Source organism: Devosia sp. CN2-171 (assembly GCF_049354815.1).
In the GTDB taxonomy this organism is placed as follows: domain Bacteria; phylum Pseudomonadota; class Alphaproteobacteria; order Rhizobiales; family Devosiaceae; genus Devosia_A.
Genome location: NZ_CP186479.1, coordinates 1367430 through 1384780, shown reverse-complemented (window position 1 = coordinate 1384780; position 17351 = coordinate 1367430). Strand labels below are relative to the sequence as shown.

The 17351-nt window shown below is 64.5% G+C and carries 15 protein-coding genes; 8 read left to right on the top strand and 7 right to left on the bottom strand.

The window, feature by feature from the left end:
- Positions 1 to 36: 36 nt before the first annotated feature.
- On the top strand, positions 37 to 354 hold the full coding sequence (locus ACOYW5_RS06950; protein WP_423068520.1) for a hypothetical protein: 318 nt from the start codon (positions 37 to 39) through the stop codon (positions 352 to 354).
- 411 nt (positions 355 to 765) lie between these two features.
- Here the strand turns inward: ACOYW5_RS06950 and ACOYW5_RS06945 are convergent, their stop codons facing one another.
- Together ACOYW5_RS06945 and dld are read right to left on the bottom strand one after the other, a co-directional pair.
- Positions 766 to 1569 (bottom strand): 2-keto-4-pentenoate hydratase, encoded by an 804-nt coding sequence (locus ACOYW5_RS06945; protein WP_423068519.1) that lies wholly within the window; start codon positions 1567 to 1569, stop codon positions 766 to 768.
- 136 nt (positions 1570 to 1705) lie between these two features.
- Positions 1706 to 3454 (bottom strand): D-lactate dehydrogenase, encoded by a 1749-nt coding sequence (gene dld, locus ACOYW5_RS06940; protein WP_423068518.1) that lies wholly within the window; start codon positions 3452 to 3454, stop codon positions 1706 to 1708.
- A 104-nt stretch (positions 3455 to 3558) separates the two neighbouring features.
- Between dld and ACOYW5_RS06935 the strand changes: the two genes are divergently transcribed.
- The 3 genes from ACOYW5_RS06935 (at position 3559) to ACOYW5_RS06925 (ending at position 5479) form a co-directional block, all read left to right on the top strand.
- Entirely contained in the window at positions 3559 to 4167 is a 609-nt protein-coding gene (locus ACOYW5_RS06935) for a TetR/AcrR family transcriptional regulator (RefSeq protein WP_423068517.1), read from the top strand.
- A gap of 155 nt (positions 4168 to 4322) precedes the next feature.
- A complete protein-coding gene (locus ACOYW5_RS06930; RefSeq protein WP_423068516.1) occupies positions 4323 to 4721 on the top strand; it encodes a cupin domain-containing protein in 399 nt (132 codons plus the stop codon).
- 176 nt (positions 4722 to 4897) lie between these two features.
- Positions 4898 to 5479 (top strand): hypothetical protein, encoded by a 582-nt coding sequence (locus ACOYW5_RS06925; protein ID WP_423068515.1) that lies wholly within the window; start codon positions 4898 to 4900, stop codon positions 5477 to 5479.
- A 110-nt stretch (positions 5480 to 5589) separates the two neighbouring features.
- On the opposite strand, the gene ACOYW5_RS06920 is transcribed toward ACOYW5_RS06925, so the two are convergent.
- Together ACOYW5_RS06920 and ACOYW5_RS06915 are read right to left on the bottom strand one after the other, a co-directional pair.
- Positions 5590 to 6297, bottom strand: coding sequence for a gamma-glutamylcyclotransferase (locus tag ACOYW5_RS06920; protein WP_423068514.1), 708 nt, complete (start codon positions 6295 to 6297; stop codon positions 5590 to 5592).
- A gap of 16 nt (positions 6298 to 6313) precedes the next feature.
- A complete protein-coding gene (locus tag ACOYW5_RS06915; protein WP_423068513.1) occupies positions 6314 to 6505 on the bottom strand; it encodes a hypothetical protein in 192 nt (63 codons plus the stop codon).
- 124 nt (positions 6506 to 6629) lie between these two features.
- On the opposite strand from ACOYW5_RS06915, the gene ACOYW5_RS06910 reads away from it, so the two are divergent.
- Positions 6630 to 8156, top strand: coding sequence for a winged helix-turn-helix domain-containing tetratricopeptide repeat protein (locus ACOYW5_RS06910; protein WP_423068512.1), 1527 nt, complete (start codon positions 6630 to 6632; stop codon positions 8154 to 8156).
- A gap of 54 nt (positions 8157 to 8210) precedes the next feature.
- Here ACOYW5_RS06910 and ACOYW5_RS06905 read toward each other — a convergent pair whose 3' ends face one another.
- Complete coding sequence (locus tag ACOYW5_RS06905) at positions 8211 to 8498, bottom strand: hypothetical protein (RefSeq protein ID WP_423068511.1); 288 nt, start codon at positions 8496 to 8498, stop codon at positions 8211 to 8213.
- Between the two features lie 397 nt (positions 8499 to 8895).
- Between ACOYW5_RS06905 and ACOYW5_RS06900 the strand changes: the two genes are divergently transcribed.
- Positions 8896 to 9582 (top strand): ABC transporter ATP-binding protein, encoded by a 687-nt coding sequence (locus tag ACOYW5_RS06900; RefSeq protein WP_423068510.1) that lies wholly within the window; start codon positions 8896 to 8898, stop codon positions 9580 to 9582.
- Positions 9582 to 12131, top strand: a complete 2550-nt coding sequence (locus tag ACOYW5_RS06895; protein ID WP_423068509.1) for an ABC transporter permease — start codon at positions 9582 to 9584, stop codon at positions 12129 to 12131. Before ACOYW5_RS06900 ends, ACOYW5_RS06895 begins: the two co-directional genes overlap by 1 nt.
- A 14-nt stretch (positions 12132 to 12145) precedes the next feature.
- Here ACOYW5_RS06895 and ACOYW5_RS06890 read toward each other — a convergent pair whose 3' ends face one another.
- Both ACOYW5_RS06890 and ACOYW5_RS06885 read right to left on the bottom strand, forming a co-directional pair.
- Positions 12146 to 12340, bottom strand: coding sequence for a hypothetical protein (locus tag ACOYW5_RS06890; protein ID WP_423068508.1), 195 nt, complete (start codon positions 12338 to 12340; stop codon positions 12146 to 12148).
- Between the two features lie 111 nt (positions 12341 to 12451).
- Positions 12452 to 13990 carry a winged helix-turn-helix domain-containing tetratricopeptide repeat protein gene (locus tag ACOYW5_RS06885; protein WP_423068507.1) on the bottom strand — a complete coding sequence of 513 codons (1539 nt, stop codon included), beginning with the start codon at positions 13988 to 13990 and terminating at the stop codon, positions 12452 to 12454.
- Between the two features lie 539 nt (positions 13991 to 14529).
- On the opposite strand from ACOYW5_RS06885, the gene ACOYW5_RS06880 reads away from it, so the two are divergent.
- Positions 14530 to 17343, top strand: coding sequence for a DUF2339 domain-containing protein (locus ACOYW5_RS06880; RefSeq protein ID WP_423068506.1), 2814 nt, complete (start codon positions 14530 to 14532; stop codon positions 17341 to 17343).
- Positions 17344 to 17351: the final 8 nt, after the last annotated feature.

Sequence of the window (17351 nt, the reverse complement as noted above, 5' to 3'; positions counted from 1 at the left end):
GTTGTCGCGTTCCTTCTCCAAAAAAGGAGCTTCAAAGTGATCCGCCTCTTTGCGGTTGGGCTTGCCACCCTTTCACTGACCACCTGCGGAAGTCTGGCAGAAGATCTGAGTGCCGACGACCGATACACTGCATGCGTGCTCGGCACGGCGGCGGTGCATCTGAAACTAGCGCAGGAGAACGCCGATCCTTCGATCGCTGCCGACGGTTCGATGTTCACGCCCGAGATCTTCGTCGAAAGGGCCTATGTCGCGTGTGAAGCCCTGAAGCCATCACCCGCGGCGGAGCAGGACCCGGCGAGGCAGGATTTTGTGTTTACCTCGCTCATGAACATGTTCTTCTGCAAGGAATTCTGACGAGGGCTGCTCGGGCAGTCTTGGCAGCTGTTGTGAGCGGATCGACCGGCGGCCTGCCCACCTGGCTCGAAAGCGAGATCGTTTGAAGACAGATACTTGTTCGAGGCTTGGATTGGGCAAGACCAGAACGGCATCGCCGTCAAACGCCCGCTGACGAGGCAAGTCGCACTGGCCGGTGCCCATTCGGCTGGCGACGGGCGCGCCCACAATGACCCGCGGCGCTCATCCGGCAAAGTTAGGGTAGACGAACCGCTTTTGGGCGCGGAGCGAACGCTGGGCCCCCACAGCAATTCCCGCGCCAGTTTGCGCGCGCGGGAATAGGCCGCCTTCTAGAATTCCGATTTGTTAGGTCGAACGATCCGCACACGTCGTCTGAACCGAGACATCGAGGTAGAGACGTCGGCGGCACCGCTACTCTGTCACCACCGATATTCCGGGCAAATCGATCCCAGTGGCCCTTGCGGTCCAAGTCTCGCCCGGACTGACCGACATGGCGAGCGTGAGCGTTCCCGTAGTAATGATCTCACCCGCGGCCAGTGGTGGACCGAACGCCGGATCGTTCACGACGTCATTGAGGTGTCGCAGTGCGGTCAGTGGGCTGCCAAGCACATCCAACCCGCCACCTTCGGTAGACAGCACCCTATTGCGCCACAGTTGAAGTCGGAACGCCGCCAGCCGATCTATCCAGTCTGCCCTACTTGAGACAGCGACACGTTCGCCAATTGCTAGCAAGGCGTGCAGTCCGAAGCCGGCAACTGCGTCGGGGGCTTGAAACTTCCAGTTGGGGTAGATCGACGAGACCAGCTCGAACCCGAGCGCAACCCAATTGATGCAGCCAAGCAGATCTCTTTCATTCATGCCTGCCGCAGGGGCCGCGCTGAGACCAAAGATGACCTCGGGTTCGATCTTGGGATTGGGGAAGCCGTTTACCTTGAGGGTACCGTCGTTATCCTGCACGGAACTTTCGTACATCGCGGCCCAGAAGGGCGCCTTGACGTCATACACCTCCCACATGTGGTGGTTGGTGAATCCGATCTTGCGTCCTATCCAGCGATCACCGCCTTCAGCCTTTCGTTCGCGCACCACCTTGGCAACACGATATGCTGTGGGCAGATCGAGCTGATATTCGTCGGTAAGCCTTTGCCGCTCGCGGCCTGCACGCCACAAGTCGGCCAGTTCTGCTGCTATGCGATCAACGTCTGTCTGCAAGAGCATTCTTTGACCATATTCTTCGCCCTCGGGCTGCTCAAGCAGTGACCCTGGAGCAGGCTTCCAGGAAATTGCAACACTTCCCCACAAGGAGATTGGCACCGGGGCGGCTACTCGCGGCCCCCCTGGGAGCTAACCCCGGTCACTCGTTCGCCAGGCGCCAGTTCTTTAGTTTTGTCGTCTTGCCGATGCCTGGGTTCATGGCATTGGTAGGGTCGAGCCGGCGGTAGAACGCGACCTGAGCAGGCTTGGCGGCGTACTGGTGGCCGACATTGTGCTCGGCCGGATATTGCGCCCCGCGGGCTTCGAGGTGCTCGAGCATGCGCACTTTCAGCGCCGCCACGTCGACTCCCTTCTTGATCACGTAGTTCTGGTGGAACACGTGGCATAGGAAATGTGCGCAGTGTAATTGCGCCTGGAATTTGTCACTGATCTCCGGGGGGAAGAGCGAGTACCACTCGTCGTCGTTGCGCCGCAGGGCCACGTCGAGCGACAAAACACCGGCAATCTCCTTCTGGTGCAAGATGCGGTACCGTATGACGGCCCCGCCAGCAACGAAGCGGTTGAGGAAAGCCCGCTCGCCTTCGTCCTGCGTGCAGCGGAACCACCCGCCGTGATCACCGCCCAGTAGCGCGGCGAGGATGGCCTCCGCCTGCTCGGCGCTCTGCTGCGAAACCTTGAGCATTAGGTGGTGCTCGTACTGGTTGCGATAGGCGCGAACCCGTTTGGGCAACATTTCCGGCCACATGCTCGACAGTGCCTGCGTGGCGCGATCCACAAAGTTGCGCGGCATGAATCTCAATCGGCTAAGACTGGCGTCGAGCGAGCGCTTCAGGGCGAAAAATCGCGGCATGATCTCGGCCCCCAGATAGTGGACTAGCAGGAAAGTGTCGCGGCCGTAGCGCCGGCAGGCATCGAAGTAGGCGCGATTGATATACTCACATTCGATCGGCAGCACCTTCAACTGCGCCAGCAATAAGCGACGCAGGCTGGTCAGCACTGCCGGTTCATTCGTGCCGATGTAATAGACCACCGGGTCGGGGTCGGCGGGAAAGGTGTCGAGCCGGACGGCGAAGACGCAGAGCTTGCCGGCCGAACCCGAGGCTTCGTGCAGATGCGTGGGATCGGCATTGAATCGCCCGGCACTTGGCGCGTCGATGTCGCGCACGCGATCGGCGTACCCGCTGTCGGAGGCGGGGCCGGCCTCAGTCACCACATCCGCCGGGGAGTAGTCTGCATTCTGCAAACGGGTCAGGATTTCCTCGGGTGTATCGCCGAGCCGGATGCCCAAGTGATTGACCAGCTCGAGTTTGCCAGCGGCGTCGACCTGAGCGTAAAGCGAGAGCTCGGTGTAAGCTGGCCCGCGCCGCACCAGCGAGCCGCCGGAGTTGTTGCACACCCCGCCGACAATCGAGGCGCCAACGCAAGACGAGCCGATGACCGAGTGAGGTTCGCGGCCGAGTGGCTTCAACAGCCGCTCGAGCTGGCTGAGCGTAGCCCCAGGCAAGCTTACGATCTGCCTGCCTCCGTCGAGCAGCTGAATGCCATCGAGCCTGAGCGTGTTGACGACAACCACGGGACGGTCGTAGCCGACATCGGGTGTGGCGCCGTCGGTTAGGCTGGTGTTCTGCGCCTGCATGATGACCACGGCGTCGTGTTTTACGCAGGTCTGCAGGACCCGCCAGAGGTCGATCAAGGTTTTCGGCCGAACGACAGCAACTGCCTCCCCGAGAGAGCCGCGAAAGCTCTTACGAAAACGCTCAGTGGAACTGGCAGAGGTCAATACGTTGCGCGGGCCGGCCACGCTACGCAGCTCGGCGACCATGGCGTCCGGATAGTCTTGCCAGCCCGCAACATCGAAACGTTCGACTTTCTCGGAGAGCGCGTCCATCGCGATGACCTCATGCCTGTAAGGTTAAGTTGCATCGGATCGCTGGTTTGGCCCGGATGTAAATTCACTAGCGGGTATACTCTGGCGACGGGTAAGATCGCCGGATGCCTCGTTCCGTCACCGAGACGCGAGAAGAGATCCTGCAGGCCGCCTTTCGGCAGTTTCGCAGGAAGGGCTTCTTTCGCAGCGGCGTTGACGAGATTGCCGAAGCCTCTCACGTAACCAAGCGCACTTTGTACAACCACTTCCCCAGCAAAGATGACCTGCTGGCGGCGGTGCTTGCGGCGCAACACGAACGCGTTTTCATGACGTCCGACCCGTTCGGCATCGGACCTACAGGAAATGCGGAGGCCTTCATCGACGCCCTGTTTCAGGAGTTGGTTGTCTGGTCGTCCAAACCGAAATGGGCTGGATCAGGTTTCACACGCCTTGCGACGGAACTCGCCGATCTGCCGGGGCACCCCGCACGATCAATTGCGCGGCGACACAAGGCCGCTATCGAGAACTACCTCTCGGACGCCCTTGCCACCGCGAGTGTTGAACATTCCAAAGAGCGGGCGCGCGAGTTAATGCTGCTGATTGAGGGAGCCATGCTGATGATCATGGTCCACGGCGATTGCAGCTATGCTGACGCTGCGGCCTCGGCCGCGAAGAGGCTGCTGGCTCACGCACTCGCCACCACAGATTTCGGTCGTCGCAGATGGCACGAGTGAGACGACTCAAGGTTCAGGTGAACAAACCTGAGTGTCCGCTTCTGGCGCGAAGCGGACGATGAGCTCCCGCCTGGAGACAGGGACCGCCGAAGCGATCTGGAACCATCTCTTCACCGGGGGTCGCCGAATGTCTTATGATTGGGATGAGGTTCCCCATGCAGACCCGCCCGTTTCCATCCGCTGCACAGGCCCGTTCCCCCGCAGGGGCGGAGGTCCGTTACCTGATCGGGGGCGACACGGGCGACATGATCCACTCCACCGTCCCACCAGGTCAGGTGAATCGGGCCACCGTCCACGCCACGGTGAGCGAGTTCTGGTACATTCTCTCGGGCGAGGGGCAGATATGGCGGCGCGACGGCTCCGGGGAGCAGACGACCGCTCTGACGACCGGCGTATCCATCGACATTCCGGTCGGGACCGCATTCCAGTATCGCTGCACCGGTACTGACCCGCTCGAGTTCCTCTGCATCACCATGCCCCGCTGGACCGGCGACAAGGAAGCGACGTTCATTGCGGGCCCCTGGACGCCGAATGCTCCCGAAGGTTGGCCATAGGCGCCGCGAGATCGGTGACATCTGCGTTTCGCGCGAAGCCGACCTCATCCGGCGTGCTGCCGGAAATCAAATAATGTCCAAACACTGTTTTGCCAGTCTACCGGCATTCGCGGGCAGTTGCGGCCGGAAACCGGTTTGCAGCGCTTCGCCCGCCTTCAGGATCGGGGACATCGAAGATGAAGATTTCTGGCTTACTGGGCGCTGCCCTGTCGGCGGGGTTCATGCTGATCGCAGCGAGCGGTGCCGCTCACGCGCAGGCCGGCATCTCGCAACTGGCTGAGATAACCACCGCCGAGGCTGCGCAGCGGCTGCTGCGGGATCCCAACGAAGGCGCCGGCCTGCGTGCCGAACTGGAAAAGAACGGCATCGACCCCGACGAAGTCAAGGCAGTGCCGTGGCCGGGGCCCATCTTCAATGCCGAGGGCGGCCCGCTGAAGATCTTCAACTGCACGGGCGGCAGCATCAAGGTGAAGACCTTCAACTCCAACGACGCCGTCACCCTGGTTGCGTATCAGGAGAAGTCCATCGGCAACGGCAGCGCCGCGGGCCTGCAGTGCGCCACCAAGAGCTGCAAGATCAAGATCGGCAACGGCAACGTCTATTCCCCGCTAAGCGGGCTGCAGGTCCTGCTCTCCGGCGCCAAACTGCAGACCACCAACTCGTCAGCCGTCGCCGGCGGCTGCGCGAACTATGTGAAGCCAAAAAGCAATGCGGTGCTGATCCAGGGCACCGACGTCGTGCCGTCGGTCTTCAACTGACCGGTTACCCGCGGTGTCAGGCCGGCCTCCGCTTGTTGGCGGCCGGCCGCGCCTTCACCCGATAGGCCTCGCGCCGCGGCAAATGTAGACGGGATTTATGGCCTGAGCGGTCAGCCGGGGATTCGGCCAGGAAAGGCTCGCTCGATCCGCTCGGCGACCATTTCCTGCATCCGCCACAGCCGGTCGTCGCACAAGCCCAACTGCTCCAGGTGCAGTGCCGTTAGATAGACGTACTGAGCCATCGAGCCCATCATCCCAACCGCCCGGGCGAGCGCATCGGCGACCACTTCGTCAGTGAGATGACCGGCGTATTCCGTGCCCCTTCCCGGGTGGACCAGCGAGATAGCCCGGACCGTTCCCAGCGCCGTCACCACTGTCACCCATTTGGGCGGGAACGGGGGTTCTTTCCGCAGCAGGCCCTCGATGTTCGCAAAGAGGCCTTCGCGTGGCAGTCGATAGACCATGCCTTTGCATTGCCCCCCTCGATCAAGCGAGAGCATGTATCCGGGCGCTTCGGGGTTGCCCCTGAAGCGGGTGTCGGGGCCGAGACAGAAGTCGCGATGCCAGCCGCGGACCACACCCGGCCGCTCCTCAACGGAGGTGAAGCGCTTGTTCCAGAGCAGCGAGCCGAAGGCGAAGAGCCACATATCTCCATTCGACGGCACCGCATCGATCAGCGCCGCGGTGGTCGAGGAGTAATAGCTGTCAGGCGGCGACCCACCGCCGTCATGCGGCGGAGGACGCGGGTCGTCGATCCTGGCCGGAAGGAGAGCCACATGAGCCTCCGTCAACCGCATTTTGCGAATACTTCGCGCCATGGTTATCCCCGTCGCCTCAGCTCAGAGCCTGGATGGCGGTGACGATGACGGAGAGACCGACGCTGACGATGACCAGCCAGTTCAGGATCGCCGGGATCCGGATAGGTTCATAGGTCCGGTCGTCGTCGCGCCGATCCCGGGATCTCAAGTCTTCCAGGGCGGCGTCGGCGTAATAGGCGTCGTGGTAGCTCTCGTGGTAGAAGTACATTTGTCGGTCCTCCCCTCATTCCATTGGATCAACGGGAGGAGTGTTGCCTGGGCGCTGGCTTGGGTATTGAAACTTCGCCGAAATCTCGCCGAATAGTTCCAAAAGCCATTTCGAAGCGGGGCAAATGTCGGACCAGCGGATCATCTGTGGGCCGTTCGCAATCGACGTGGTCGCAGAGCTGGCCACGAAGAACGGCGAGCCATTGCTGGTTGGCCACCGGGGCGTCGCGTTGTTGGCAACCTTATTCAGGCGCCCGGGCGAGGTTCTCACTAAAACCGAACTGATGGATGCAGCCTGGGCCGGGCTCGCTGTCGAGGAAAGCAACCTCTCGGTTCAGATCGCCGCACTCCGCAAGGCTCTCGGGCGCTCGCCCACCGGCGGCGACTGGATCGTAACGGTGCCGCGCGTCGGGTACCGGTTCGTTTCGCCTTCCTCTTCGGCCTCGCCAGCCCGCAATGAGCAGCCCTCGATCGCGGTGTTGCCGTTCGTCAATCTCAGCAGCGATCCCGAACAGGCGTTCTTCGCCGATGGGCTGGCAGAGGAGATCATCGTCGCCCTGGGCAAGCTCCCGGGGCTGGTGGTGATTGCGCGCAATTCGAGCTTTGCCTACCGAGGCGGCGACGTGGACGTGCGTAAGGTCGGCAACGATCTCGACGTACACTACGTACTGTCGGGTAGCGTGCGGCGTGGCGGCAATCGCTTGCGCATGAGCGCGCAGCTCGCCGACGCCGAGAACGGCGCCCACGTTTGGGCAGAGACCTTCGATCGCGAGCTGGCCGACGTCTTCGTCATCCAGGATGAAGTGACCCGGCGGATCGTTGATGTCCTAAAGGTCAAACTGACGCCGGCGCAAACGGCACAGGCGGCCACCGGCGGAACCAACGACATCGAGGCACTGGATCTGCTGATGCGCGCCCGCGCGTTCCTCTCCGGGCCGACCCAGAATGTGGAAGTGTACAAGCGCGCGACCGGTCTGGTCCGTCGCGCCATCGAGCGCGATCCATCCTACGTGGATGCGATGGGCACGCTCGCGCTCGCCCACAATTTGGATTACCTGAACCGGTGGAGCGACGACCCCGACCGCTCGCTCATGGAGGCGAAGCGGCTGGGGGACAGAATGGTCGAGCTTGCGCCGGACCACGCTGGCGGTCATTTCGAATCGGCAATCACAGCAATGTTCGCCCGCGATTTCGACCGGTTTCGCCGTGAGGCGGCGATCGTAGTAGCGCTCAATCCGGATGCTGAGATTGCCAGCAACCTGCAGGGCCAAGTTTGCCTCGTCGATGAGGTGCCGCTCGAGGCTATTCCCCATTTTGAGCGGGCGATGCGGCTCAACCCGTCCCTGGGCACGACCCTTCTGCATCTCCAATTGCTCGGCATGGCTTATTTCTTCGCCGGCCGCTTTGAGACGGCCGCAGCGCTGTTCCGTGAGCGTATCCAGCTGATGCCCAACACCGATTGGTCGCGTGGATACCTTGCCTCCGCCCTGGGCCATCTTGGGAGAACCGAGGAGGCGCGGCAGGTCTGGGCCGAACTGATGGCGATCAATCCAAAATACGTCATGGCAGAGCGGCTCACCCGGAGGGGGGACCAGCCTAGACAGATCGAGATGGTCCTCGATGGCGCACGAAAGGCCGGGCTGCCGGTCTGAGCACTCTCAGCGATCACGTTTCCAGGATGACGCCGGCATCCAGTCGCCGACAGCTCACCGCTGGGCTGAGAATGGCACTGCTGCCGTCAGTATCTGACCGGAATCGTTGAACTCGACCTCGAAGTTCACGGCAATGGTTTCAGGCGCGAGGATGATCGTGGCGCCGATTCGCACGTCGTTGCCGCCGCGGTCGACCTGGCGCTCCCTGAGGTCGAAACTGATCTTGCCGTCGGTCTCACTCCCAACGGCCGACCCCGTGAACCCGGCATTGGAGCTCATCACCGCCTGATAGCGCCCCTTCGCTGCATCGTAGGCGATTGTCCCGCTCACGGAGAGGTTCATGCTAGCAAGGCTGCACCGGCCTGCATAGTTGATCTTTCCCTCGTTCCCGGGAGCGATAGTCAATCGGCAGCGAAATGGCTCAGGTTCTTCGCCGCCAACGAGTGCAGCGGCGCCGCTCCAGGCCCCGATATATGAGCTCAACTTGGCGAACCCGTCCTGTGCGGCACTTGATGGCGTCGCAAGGGCGATGGCTGCTAACAGGATAGATATCGCCGAAAAATTGTACTTTGACACGGTTCTCTCTGCGTGTTGGCTGCAACGGTAGAAGCCGGCATCATGATGTGGTTTCCGTGCGCGGCCACTTTGCTTCGGCTCTCAGCTGTGACAGATCACTCCGTCAAGCTCCGAATCCAGTGATTGAGATTCCAATTTGGACGTCCAGCAATCTAACTCCGTCGTGGCAGTCGAGGACGTTCGATTCGAAGTCGCTACGTCTACGGGAACACTCTCCATTCTTAGCGGAGTATCGCTCAAAGTCGAGGCGTCCCAGGTAGTGGCCATCGTCGGTCCGTCCGGTAGCGGCAAGACATCGCTCCTGATGTTGCTTGCCGGCCTCGAACAGCCCACGTCTGGATCCATAAAAGTCACGGGGCAGCAACTTAACGATCTTACCGAGAATCAACTAGCACTGTTTCGCCGCAGGAACGTCGGTATCGTGTTCCAGAGCTTTCATCTCATTCCGTCGCTCTCGGCGCTGGATAACGTGGCGCTCGCGCTCGAGATCGCATCTCCCGGTCAGAGCCTGGCGGACTGCCGCACCGCGGCGGCGGCGGCGCTGACCTCGGTCGGCCTTGGGGACAGACTGTCGCATCGCCCATCGGCGCTTTCGGGCGGCGAGCAGCAGCGCGTCGGCCTGGCGCGCGCCATGATCGCCGAACCCAAACTGGTGCTGGCCGACGAGCCGACGGGCAATCTCGACCAGGCGACAGGCGCCGTGGTGATCGAGCTGATGTTCGACCTGGCGCGACGCCGGGGGACTGCCGTAGTGCTCGTAACGCATGATCCCGGCCTTGCCGCGCGGGCCGACCGGGTCTTTGCCATGGAACGCGGCGTGCTGACGGAAACCACCGGTAAGTCCTCCTGATGCGTGGCCTTGCCGCAGCGATCCGCATTGGCCTGCTCGACATGCGCGGCGACTGGCGACGCTTCGGGCTGCTGATTTCCTGCCTTTTCCTCGGAACTGCACTGCTCGCGGGTGTCAGTTCCGTCGGCGCCACCATCCGGCAGGCGGTCGACGAGAACGCGGCGCTGCTGATGGGCGGCGACATCGAGATGTCCCGCACCGATCGGCCCGCGGCCGACGACGAAATCGCGGCCCTCGAGACGTTCGGCCGGGTGGCGAGCGTGGTGGACACCAATGTGCGCGCCAGCACGCCAGAGCGGGATGCGTTCGCGGACCTCGTCTCGGTCGGCCCGGGCTATCCGCTGCTTGGGCAGATCAGCGGTTCCGCCATGCCGCCTGACGTGTCGGCGTTCGACCTCCTCGCGCTGCAGGACGGCGCGTTCGGGGCGCTGGTCAGCCCGTTGATGCTCGACCAGCTCGGCATCGGAGTGGGCGACGTCATCATCCTAGGCGGCACGCAGTTCGTGGTCCGTGGGACGCTGACCGGTCTACCGGACAATGTGGTGCGTGGCTTCCGCCTCGGGCTGCCGGCGATGATCTCGACCGACGCACTGGCGGTCCTGTCCGACCGCACTTCGCCGCTGCCGGGCCTCGGCACATTCTTCCGCTACAAGGTTCTGCTCGCCGGAGGGGACAAGGAAGCAGTCCGGAATGCGATGGAGGAGCGCTTCGGGAGCAGCGGATGGACCGTTCGATCGGCCCGCGACGGGCTCGGCCCCATGGTTCGCTACTACGACATGTTCATGCAGTTCCTGGCGATCGTGGGACTGGCGTCGCTGCTGATTGGCGGCGTGAGTGTGTGGACCAGCATTTCGGCCTATATCGCCGAGCGCTCGAACGTCATCGCCGTCCTCCGCAGCCTCGGAGCGACCAGCGGCCGCGTCCTCGTGCACTTTGCGGTCCAGATCGCCCTCCTGACGGCGATTGGCGTCGGGCTGGGGCTGCTGGTGGGCGGGGGCTTCGCGCTGGTGGCGACGCCCATCGTGGGACAAATCATCGGCGTAGGGCTGCCGCAGGGTGTGCATGTCGGACCGCTGGCAATGGCGGCCGGCATCGGCTGCATCATCGCCTTCGTGTTCTCGTACCTGCCGCTGCAGCAGGCGGAGACGATCCGGCCGGTAGCGCTTTTCCGGTCGAAGGGCGTCGGTACCCCTCCGATCGACTGGCGCGCGCTGTTCCGCCCCGCGGTCATCGTGCCGATGGTCCTCGCCATTGCAGCCTTCCTCGTGCTCGCCTCGCTCATGACGAACGCGCCGGTGCTGGTGGGAGCGTTCGCCGTGGTCAGCGTGGTGGCGGCGACCCTGTTCCGGATGGCGATCGTCGCGGCGCGCGGCATTCTCAGCCGCTTGCCGGAGCCGCGCAACCGGCTGGTCCGCGCTGCCCTGCGCGGCATCTCGGCTACGGGATCGAACGCGACATCGGTGGTGGTGTCGCTGGGCATGGCGCTCTCCATGCTGGTCATCGTGCTGGTGCTGCAGCTCAACCTCAGCAACGAGTACCTGGGCGCATCGGCGTTCGACGCACCGACGCTCGTGGCATCCGATCTGTTCGAGGATGAAGTCGCGACGCTTGAGACGCTGCAGGGTCAGGACAGCCCGCTGGCTAGCTTTACGGTGACGCCGATGCTGCGCGGATCGCTTGCGAGCGTGAACGACACACCGGCGTCCCAGCTTCGCCAACGGGGATCGGAAGCGGGCTTCCTGCTCTCGGGCGAAATACCGCTGACCTATCGGCAGGTGCTGCCGCCGACATCCAAGCTCGTCGAGGGCAGGTGGTGGGAGGATCAATATGCCGGCCCACCGCTGGTTTCCGTGCATGAAAGCCTGAGGGCGGGCCTCGGCCTCAGGCTCGGGGACCGGCTGACCTTCGATATCTTCGGCGACCAGCTCGTGGCGGAAATCCGGAACTTCCGCGAGTATTCGTGGCAGGGCGGCATCGATTTTCTCGTGACCTTCTCACCGGGTGTGCTGGAAGGCTATCCATCGACCCTGCTGGCGGCGGTGAACGCCAAACCCGGCCAGGAAGACGAACTGGAACGGCAGCTCGGCAGCGCCCTGCCGGACGTGCGCTTCATCGCCATCGGCGAAACGCTCAAGCTGATCACCATGGCGCTCAGCCAGCTTTCGCTGGCCGCTTCGCTGGTCGGCGGGCTGGCCGTGGCCAACGGTCTGCTTGTGCTCCTTGGCAGTCTCGGCGCCGGGCAGCAACAGCGGCGTGCGGACGTGGTGATCAACAAGGTGCTCGGCGCCACCCATCCCGAGATCGTTGCCGTGATCATGCTGCAGTTCGCGCTGATCGCGGCCTTTGCCGCGGTGCTGTCGGTGATCTTCGGCACCGCCGTTGCCTGGCTGCTGACCCAGGTGTTGCTCGACGTCGAATTCTCGATCAGCCTGCCCACGATCGGTGCGGTGGAACTGGGCGCGGTGCTGCTGACCGCTTTGCTTGGCGCCGCCAGCATCTACCGCTCGCTCTCGACACGAGCTGCCCGCCTGCTGCGAGAGATGGTTTGATGGTGCTGCGGCGCTCACTCATCCACCTCAGGATGATGCGTCGGCAGGTCGGCCCAGTCGCGGGAAGTGAACTGCGCCGTTGGATCGGCGGGGGCTTCGTCGCTGGCGCAGATTTCGGCGAGCCAGTCGGCCAGCCACCGCCGCGCCCGGGACAACAGGCTCGGCTGTTCGGTGAGGAATAGGGCGGTCGGCGTATCGATCGATTTCATCTTCAGCTCCTCGCGTGGTCCGGTGGATTTCACCGGTACGAGCGAGACTGCGGCCCGACCCTGCTTTGTGTCCCAAAGGCGGGGCCAAAATGATCCAAATTCGATTGGAGGCTACTCGGGCAGCCCGGCTTTGCGCAGGCCGTCGATGAGCACGTCGTGCCGCTCGGTGCGGAACGGCTGCGGGAAGCGATTGCCGTTGCGGATCATGCTCGACACCCGCAGGTGCGGCGCCCGTTCGCGGATCGCGGTGACGGCGCCGCGCGCTTCGTCGATGCGGCCGAGGTGGGCGTAGGCCGCAGCCAGCGTCCAGTAGGCGGCGAGCCAGTCGCCATTGGCGGCAACACTGCGGAGCGACCAGTCGGCCGCCTGCTGATACTCGTGCTTGAACAGGTCGGAGAGACCGACCCCGACCAGGAGCTCGTAATTGTCGAGGGCGCCGGGCGAGGCCTGGAACGCCTTGAGATAGAGGTCGCGGGCGAAATCGAGATCGCCGAACATCATGTTGCAGAACGCCGTGAGCGACAGCACGGTGGGGTTGTTAGGATTGGCCGCCACCGCTTCGCCCATCATGGCGAGGCAACGCTGCCACTGCCCGCCGAACGCCATGAGCACCAGCCCGGAGATCGCTCCGACGAGCGGATCGTCGGAGCCAGCGACGAGGGCCGCCTCGGCGAGCTGCAGGCCGCGCGCCCGTTCGGTCGGTGTCGCGCCCAACCCGAAGGTTTCCTGTCGTTCGTAGGCCCAGGCCGCATAGGCGAGCCCGGTGGCAAAGCCGGGATCGAGCCGCACCGATTCTTCGAGGAGCCGGATCGCTTCGGCCCGCACCTCCGCCGAGGTGCCGCGGAACAGCGGCAAGGCCCTGAGATAGTGGTCGTAGGCATCGAGACTGCCGGGGTGCTTGCGCCGCGCCCGCTCGATCTCGGCCTTGCGGATCTCTGGTTCGACAAAGCCGATCACGGCCTCGACGATGCGGTCGAGGAAGGCGAAGAGCTCGGAGCCGTCGCCGTCGAATTGCTGCGCCCAGAGATGGGTCGCCGTCTCCGCCTCGATCAGTTGCACACTGACCCGCAATTGCGGCCCCCGCCGCCGGATAGTCCCCTCGAGCAGGTAGCGCACCCCCAGCGCGGTGATCTCCTCCGGCCCGAGCCCGCGCTCGCGATAGCTGGACGCGGTGTTGCGCGACACCACGGCGAACGTCTTGAAGCGCGACAGGGCCGTGATCAGGTCCTCGACCACGCCATCGGCGAAATAGGCCTGCTCGGCATCGTCGGGCGGGGTGGCGAACGGCAGCACCGCCACGACCGGACGCTGCACCGAGGGCCCGCGCGGAGCTTCGCTGTCCGAGAACCGCGGCAGCCGATAGCCGACCCGGGGCACGGTCGCGATCCACTCCTGCCCATCCGGCCGCTTGCCCAATGCCTTGCGCAATGCGGCGATCTGCACCGAGAGGTTTGCCTCTTCGACGAAGAGGCCCGGCCAGGCCCGGCTCATCAGCGTATCTTTGTCGACCGCCGCGCCGTTCGCATCGGCCAGCGCCGCGAGGAGGTCGAACGCCCTTTGGCCCAGCGGCAAGGGCTGCCCGTCGCGGCACAGCACGCGCGCCGTCCCGTCGAGCACGAAGGGGCCGAAGGTGGTGTGTCCGTCTGGCATGCGAGGACTATAGCCGGTGTCCTGCGGCCGGTCATCGCCCCGTCGTTGGCTCGGAATTTCTCGTTCTAGCTTGCGTGAAGCATCGATCGCCGGCCCCCGAGCAGCCCCAGCCGGCAGGTGAAAACTGGGCAGTGTTCGCAGTTCTGCCATTGTTGCAGGCGATTGGGGCGCCGCGGCGTTCGATTTGGGACTCGGGGGCGGCATCCTGTTTCGGCCGCTAGCGCGCCGCAACAACAACAAGAACACGCCCCGGAGGGAATGTGGCAGAGCCTGAACCCAGAGACCTGGTCCGACGATGGACCAGGATCGCGATCTATGTGGTTATCGTTGCACTGTGTGTCGTCATAGCCATCGCCGGCGCGGTGCAGCATATCTAGCGCCGCCAGTAGTTCTTGAGTTGTCGCGCTTTCGAACCGGAAAAGTCTGCAACTTTTCCTGAAAGCGCTCGCTGATCTCGCCTGTGTGGCGCTTCCGACAGTAGTTTACCCGCGTAGTCTTCCGTGCCAGCGTGGCCGGGGGCTTGAGGGGCTTGGTCGCGCATGGAATGGCTGCTGCTTTTTGTTGTCGCCGGTATCGTGGCGGCCGTTGTTTTCAGCAACAGACTATCGGCGCTACAACGAAGGATCGGCGAGCTCGAGGGACAGGTGGGGCGGGTCGCCAGCCGGCTCGATGCGGTGGCCGAGAGCACCGGGGTCTTCGTTCCGAGAAAAACACCGCAGGCGCCGGCGCCTGAGACCGTCCCGGCATCGATCGAGATACCTGCCGAGTTGAAGCCGGCGGCGGTAGCGGCTGCTGCTGCGGCGGTGGCGCAGCCTGCGGTTTCCGAGGCGATAGAGATCCCGTCCGAACTGCCCGTTGCGCCGAAGGTGCCGACGCGGAAGCCCGCATGGCCGAAGCCGGATCAGGTGACGGCCGAGACGCCGGCAGGCGCCGGTGCGGCAGGCCTGCCACCGCCGGCGACACCGCGCCCGCCGGCGACACCGCGCCCGCCGGAGCCTCCACGCCCGCCACGCGAGCCGGTCGACTGGGAGAAGACGCTAGGCGTCCGGCTGCCAGTCTGGGGTGGCGCGATCATGCTGCTGATCGCCGGGTTCTTCCTGATCAACTGGGCGATCGAGTCGGGCGCATATTTGTTCACGCCGGAAGTACGCGTGGCGCTTTGCGGACTTGCCGCGGCGGGATTGCTGGCCGCGGCCTTCTTCGTCAAGGCGCGCGGAATCGCCAATGGTGAGCGCATCGCTTCGGCGCTGGCCACGGCGGCGATCGCAGTCGGCTATGGCACGACGTTCCTTGCCGCCGCGGTGTTCCACCTCGTGCCGGATGTGGTGGCACTGGCCGGCGCCGGGCTGCTCGCCATTGCGGCGATCGCCATTGCCAGCCAGTTCGGCCAGCGGGTGATGCTGGTCGGTCTGCTCGGTGGCTACCTGTCGCCGCTGTTTGCATGGTCGCCGGAAACATCGAACGCAATGCTGGCCACCTATGTCGTGGTGCTGCTGGCGGTATCGATGTTCGCCATCCGCTGGAACGGCTGGTGGGGGCAGGCAGTCCCCGCGATCGTTGCGCCGGCGCTGTGGGCTTTGGCGCTGTTGCCCAGCACCAATGACACGGTCCTGCTTGCGGTGTTCTACCTGCTGCTGGCCGCGATACCGGCTGCTGCAGCGATATTGCCGTTGCGGCAGGACGGGGGCGTCGAGGGACCCAAGGTCGGTCTCGTCAACCTGGGCTTCCTCGCGGCCTCGGTCCTACTGGCGCTGGCGGTCTATTGGCACGCGTTCGACCTGGCCCTGCTGGTTGCGATCGTGCTTATCGGCGCTGGTGGCGCAACATTGGTGGCGCGCCAGGGGCCGGCTTTGGCGCCGGCCTGGGTTGCCTCGCTCGGCGCCGCATTGTTCGCGCTCGGCGCCTGGGAGCGGCCCGACGGGCCGACGTTCCTGGCGTTCGCCGTCGTCCTCGGCGCGATCCATCTCGGGGCGCTGGTGCTGCAGTTCCGCGCCGGGCCTGACCAGGCGCGGCGCTCGTTCGAGATCGCGGCGCTTTCGGCCCTGCTGTTCGTGATCCTCGTGGTCAAGCTCGATGGCTGGGCGGGCGCGCGGGATGCGCCGTATCTGTGGGCCGCGATAGCGGTGGCGATCGCGGCGGTGTTCGGGTGGCTTGCCGTGCGGCTGCGACAGCCGGCCGAGGGGTATGGGGCGTCGGCCGGCTTTGCCGTCGGCGCCAGCGCGTTCCTGTCGCTGGCGCTTGGGCTGGTGCTCGATCCCGGGTTCTATGCGCTGACGGCGGCCCTGCAGGCGTTCGGGCTATCGCTGCTCTATCTCAGGTACCGGGCGCTGGTGCTCAAGCAGATGCACGTGATCTACGCCGTGCTCTACGGCGTGCTGCTGGCGGTGGGCCAAGTGCTGTCCGCCGGGACGACGATGTTCTACGATATCGAGGCGTCGGGCTGGCTCGACTTCGTCCCGACGGTGGGTTTCAACAACGAGCCGGTGACTCTGCTGCTCCTGCCGGGGCTGCTCTTGCTGGGCGCGGCCACGGCCTTCGCTCGCGTTGCCTATACGGCGGTGCCGCGGGCTCTGGACGTGGTTTCGGTTGCCCTCATCGCGCTGGCCATCCACTTCCTGATCCTGCCCGGGTCGCCTTACGCGCTGTTCGACCGGCCGCTGATCACCGGATCGTGGTGGTTCAACGCCCTGGCGCTGGTCGCGCTGGCGGCGGTCTACGCCGCCTGGAGGACCGGACGTACCGAGCTTTTCCGCGCCGGCGTCGGGGTGGCGGTGGTGGTCGCTGCCGCCATGGTGGTGGCGGTGATGCTGCCGGTGTTCCGGTTCTGGCCGATCATGGATGTCCCCGGTCCGGCGGTGTTCAACGTCGCGCTCACCGGCATCGGGCTGCCCTCGATCCTGCTGCTCGGCATCGCCTGGCTGTCGCGGCGGCTGGGCTGGTTGCAGTTCGCGCGCGGGCTGGCGGCGTTCGGCGGACTGGGCGGGCTCATCACCATCCTCGTCGTCATCCGGCAGGCGATCCATGGGCCGACGCTCATGGGGCCGGGGATCGTATCGGGGCAGCTCGAGCTCTACTCGTACTCGATCGGCATGCTTGCCTATGGCTTCGCGCTGCTCTGGGCCGGCGTCGCCTTCTCGAGCCTAGCGCTGCGCGCCGGATCGCTGGTGGTGGTGCTGGCGACGATCGGCAAGGTGTTCTTCTACGATGTCGGCGGGCTCGAGGGTCTGTGGCGGGTCGGCTCGTTCCTCGGGCTCGGCATTGCGCTGCTGGTCGTCAGCTGGTTCTACGGTCGCTTCGTCTTCGGCATCGGGCCGAATGGGGCGAAGAAGGGTGACGCAGCGCCGACGGGGTAAGGCGAAGG

What these genes read in the sequence shown, in the direction of transcription:
- ACOYW5_RS06945 (WP_423068519.1), bottom strand. Translation starts at nt 1,569, where the DNA reads ATGCTCTTGCAGACAGACGTTGATCGCATAGCAGCAGAACTGGCCGAC.
- dld (WP_423068518.1), bottom strand. Translation starts at nt 3,454, where the DNA reads ATGGACGCGCTCTCCGAGAAAGTCGAACGTTTCGATGTTGCGGGCTGG.
- ACOYW5_RS06935 (WP_423068517.1), top strand. Translation starts at nt 3,559, where the DNA reads ATGCCTCGTTCCGTCACCGAGACGCGAGAAGAGATCCTGCAGGCCGCC.
- ACOYW5_RS06930 (WP_423068516.1), top strand. Translation starts at nt 4,323, where the DNA reads ATGCAGACCCGCCCGTTTCCATCCGCTGCACAGGCCCGTTCCCCCGCA.
- ACOYW5_RS06925 (WP_423068515.1), top strand. Translation starts at nt 4,898, where the DNA reads ATGAAGATTTCTGGCTTACTGGGCGCTGCCCTGTCGGCGGGGTTCATG.
- ACOYW5_RS06920 (WP_423068514.1), bottom strand. Translation starts at nt 6,297, where the DNA reads ATGGCGCGAAGTATTCGCAAAATGCGGTTGACGGAGGCTCATGTGGCT.
- ACOYW5_RS06915 (WP_423068513.1), bottom strand. Translation starts at nt 6,505, where the DNA reads ATGTACTTCTACCACGAGAGCTACCACGACGCCTATTACGCCGACGCC.
- ACOYW5_RS06910 (WP_423068512.1), top strand. Translation starts at nt 6,630, where the DNA reads ATGTCGGACCAGCGGATCATCTGTGGGCCGTTCGCAATCGACGTGGTC.
- ACOYW5_RS06905 (WP_423068511.1), bottom strand. Translation starts at nt 8,498, where the DNA reads ATGAACCTCTCCGTGAGCGGGACAATCGCCTACGATGCAGCGAAGGGG.
- ACOYW5_RS06895 (WP_423068509.1), top strand. Translation starts at nt 9,582, where the DNA reads ATGCGTGGCCTTGCCGCAGCGATCCGCATTGGCCTGCTCGACATGCGC.
- ACOYW5_RS06890 (WP_423068508.1), bottom strand. Translation starts at nt 12,340, where the DNA reads ATGAAATCGATCGATACGCCGACCGCCCTATTCCTCACCGAACAGCCG.
- ACOYW5_RS06885 (WP_423068507.1), bottom strand. Translation starts at nt 13,990, where the DNA reads ATGCCAGACGGACACACCACCTTCGGCCCCTTCGTGCTCGACGGGACG.
- ACOYW5_RS06880 (WP_423068506.1), top strand. Translation starts at nt 14,530, where the DNA reads ATGGAATGGCTGCTGCTTTTTGTTGTCGCCGGTATCGTGGCGGCCGTT.